The organism is Loigolactobacillus zhaoyuanensis, from assembly GCF_003946385.1.
Lineage (GTDB): Bacteria > Bacillota > Bacilli > Lactobacillales > Lactobacillaceae > Loigolactobacillus > Loigolactobacillus zhaoyuanensis.
The window spans coordinates 1-2270 of record NZ_RHOE01000125.1; the positions used below are offsets into that span (position 1 = coordinate 1).

The 2270-nt window shown below is 41.5% G+C and carries 2 protein-coding genes; one reads left to right on the forward strand and one right to left on the reverse strand.

Annotation, left to right across the window (positions count from 1 at the left end):
• The first annotated feature begins 376 nt into the window (after positions 1-376).
• Positions 377-2101: a phospho-sugar mutase gene (locus tag EKM76_RS13120; protein ID WP_125551004.1), complete on the forward strand. Its 1725-nt coding sequence runs from the start codon at positions 377-379 to the stop codon at positions 2099-2101.
• 60 nt (positions 2102-2161) lie between these two features.
• On the opposite strand, the gene EKM76_RS13125 is transcribed toward EKM76_RS13120, so the two are convergent.
• A partial coding sequence (locus EKM76_RS13125) for an IS3 family transposase (RefSeq protein ID WP_164507642.1) occupies positions 2162-2270 on the reverse strand: 109 nt, incomplete at its 5' end.

Below are 2270 nucleotides of genomic sequence, written 5' to 3' on the forward strand. Positions count from 1 at the left end.
AGTTCATGGGTCTTCATATCCTTTCAAATGACGCTGTAGTGGGTGAAATTTGTGTATGGGGCCTGTGGGCTTTTTTTATTTTACACAAAAATCCTGTTAATAGATTACCACGTTGGTCAATCTATCAACAGGAAAAAGTATAGAGCCAATTAAATTTCTGGCACTATTTTTTTAAATTTTTTTGACCTAAGCCGCTGAATTGAAAATAAGCTAATGAAAGTGTTAGATTAACGGCAATTAACTATTTGCAAAAATATTTTTGGACTAGGCCAATTATCGGTATATGAAAATCATATTAAGGGTTGCTAAGTAAGTTTCGTGAAGCGCTCCCTTTTGTAGTATACTATTGATGAATAACTACAAGGAGGCGGAGCGATTGGCATGGCAAGATACTTATCAAACTTGGGTGGCTTATCCTGAGTTAGATGCTGATTTGAAAAAAGAATTAACCGCAACAACTGATCAAGAACAATTAGAGGATGCATTTTACGCGCCGATGGAATTTGGTACAGCAGGGATGCGTGGCATTATGGGTCCTGGGATCAATCGAATGAACATTTATACAGTGCGCCAAGCAACAGAAGGGCTAGCGCTGTTTATGGATACCTTGGACGATGCGACAAAGCAACGCGGAGTCGCAATTAGTTTTGATTCGCGCTACAACTCGGAACTATTTGCTCATGAAGCAGCACGTGTGTTAGGTGCTCATCAGATTCCTAGTTTTGTCTTTGATGGTTTACGGCCAACCCCAGAACTATCATTTGCAGTCAGACACTTACAGGCCTATGCTGGCATCATGCTTACGGCTAGTCATAACCCTAAGCAATATAATGGCTATAAAATTTATGGCCCAGATGGTGGACAAATGCCACCTAAGGAAGCTGACTTAATTACCAGCTATGTGCGTAAAGCGGCTGATCTGTTCAGTATTGCAGTGACTAGCGAACACGACTTACGAACAGCTCAATTAATGACGATCATTGGGGATGACGTTGATGAGGTCTATTTAGCGAACATCAAAAAAGTCACGATCAACCAGGCATTAGTAGATGAGATCGGGCCGAAACTTAAATTGGTATATTCGCCGCTGCATGGTACTGGTAAAATGCTGGGCTCGCAGGCGTTGCGCAACGCTGGTTTTACACAATTTAAGCTAGTTGCCAAACAAGCAGTTGCAGATCCAGAATTTCCAACGGTTCCTTTCCCTAATCCAGAATTTCCCGAAGCCTTTGATATGGCGATCGAGTTGGGCAAAAAGGAAAACGCAGATATTTTGGTCGCTACTGATCCCGATGCTGACCGTTTAGGCACCGCCGTCCGCCAACCCAATGGTGAATATCGTCTGTTAAATGGGAACCAGATCGCAGCGTTAATGTTAGATTATATCTTACGGGCCAACCAGACTGCAGGAACTTTACCAGCGAATGCAGTTGCCATCAAGTCAATTGTTTCGACTGAATTGGCTACACAAATTGCGCACCATTATCATGTAGAAATGCTTGATGTTTTAACGGGTTTCAAGTTTATCGGCGAAAAAATCAAGCAATATGAAGTCGATCACAGCCATACTTATATGTTTGGCTTTGAAGAAAGTTACGGTTCGTTGATCCGGCCATTTGTCCGTGATAAGGATGCGATCCAAGGCTTATTATTACTAGCCGAAATTGCGGCTTATTATCAAAAGCAAGGCAAAACACTGTACGATGGTTTGCAAGATCTGTTCAAAACTTACGGCTACTACGCTGAAAAGACGGTTTCGCAGACTTTTGATGGTATCAGTGGTGCCGCAACAATGGCTAAATTGATGACTAAATTCCGCGAAGAACAACCAGCAGAATTTAATGGTGTTAAAGTTAGTGCCGTTGAGGACTTTGCGCAACAAACGAAAACCTTTGCTGACGGGCATCAAGAAGCAATGGACTTACCAACTTCTAATGTATTGAAATATTTGTTAGCTGATCAGACTTGGATCGCCATTCGGCCTTCTGGGACAGAACCGAAGATCAAGTTTTACGTAGGTGTGATCGGTGATAGTGAAGCTGATGCGGCTACTAAATTGGATGCTTACGAAAAAGCATTAAATGAATTTGCTGCAGAATAATTTGGAAAAGCTCAGCCATATTTGAAGTGCAACACAAAAGTTAGACAAAAGTAAATATTTCTACGCTGCTAAGGTATGTTCTCGGTATTCACACGGGGACATACCTTTTGTTTTCAAGGAAATCCTTTGGTGATTAAACCAGTAAATATATTCCTCTGAGACTGTTTTA